Annotated in this window: 1 protein-coding gene; it reads right to left on the reverse strand. The window is 55.9% G+C overall.

Annotation, left to right across the window (positions count from 1 at the left end):
• Positions 1-59: 59 nt before the first annotated feature.
• Complete coding sequence (locus tag ACS5NL_RS22690; RefSeq protein WP_439356260.1) at positions 60-962, reverse strand: hypothetical protein; 903 nt, start codon at positions 960-962, stop codon at positions 60-62.
• Positions 963-1,092: the final 130 nt, after the last annotated feature.

A 1,092-nucleotide genomic window follows, 5' to 3' on the forward strand; every position in this document is an offset into this window, starting at 1 on the left:
AAACGGGCGGTGCAAACGCAGAAACTGCGTTGAATTCGCTGATTCCGAGTCGCGCTGTTTCATGTCGTGGCAAGCCGCCCGCTATCGGCTGGCGCTAAACGTGTTTTGAACACCATCCCTAGGCCTGGGTCACGAATCAAGCCAACATTGGCACGTAGGTACGTACGCCAATCCTCACGGATCTTGTCTTGCCTTTCCGATTGAGCCTTGCTCTGTTGCGACCAGGACCTGTTCATTCGACGTAGCTTTTCAGCCTCCGGCGATTGACGCGGAGGATGCAAAAGCACCTGTAGCCGTTCTTCAAGGGAAACCACTCCCTTGCATGCTGCTTTGATCCGTTTGCGAAATGCAGTCGGCCGGCCCGAATCCACATACAGTCGGAAAGCGAGCGACAACGCGACGAGCTTGTCATCCAGCAAGCCACGAGATGACACGCAATCCAGCGCCGCGTCGAAGTCGGAGGAGGTGAACGAAACAAATGAACGCCAAATTTGTACATGCCACCAATCCGTGACGCGCGCCTCTTTCTTTTTCACCCTCCGACGCGCGACATCAATCGAGTGCCAGAACAATGCAAAATTGAGGGCAGGCCAGCCCTGAATGAGCTCCTCCAGATTCAGCTTGTCGTCAACGTCCAGTGCGTCGAACGGTTGAGCACTCGGAAGCTTTTGCAGGAGTGCTAGTGCAGCTTCGTTGAAGACCGCAGGGTCCCGCTCTCGCATCAACCGACGGACCGCCAGCGCGGCCGGTCTTAGTAGCCAAGCGTACCGCGTAGAGATGTCACAGTGCCTACGCTCGATAACCGGCTGCTCTTCGATGAAACGGTTGAATCGTTCCACCAAGGTTGCAACTTCTTGGGGTTCAAGCTGTTGAAGGAAATCGCAGATTCCCTCGCGTAGGGAGTCCACAGAGAATTGTTTATACGTCTCCACTCGCTCAAGACAATCGAAGAGCCAGGCCAAAGCTTCAGTGAACCGCCCCGGGAATCGTGGAGGCTGGTTGGTTTAAGTCAGGCCGTTGTTGCGGCCTGATTGGCGAGTTGCCGCCAGTAGTTTGCCTCAGCCTCGGCCGGCGGGATGTAGCCGATGGGTT

It is taken from the genome of Hydrogenophaga sedimenti (assembly GCF_051857515.1).
GTDB lineage: Bacteria > Pseudomonadota > Gammaproteobacteria > Burkholderiales > Burkholderiaceae_C > Hydrogenophaga.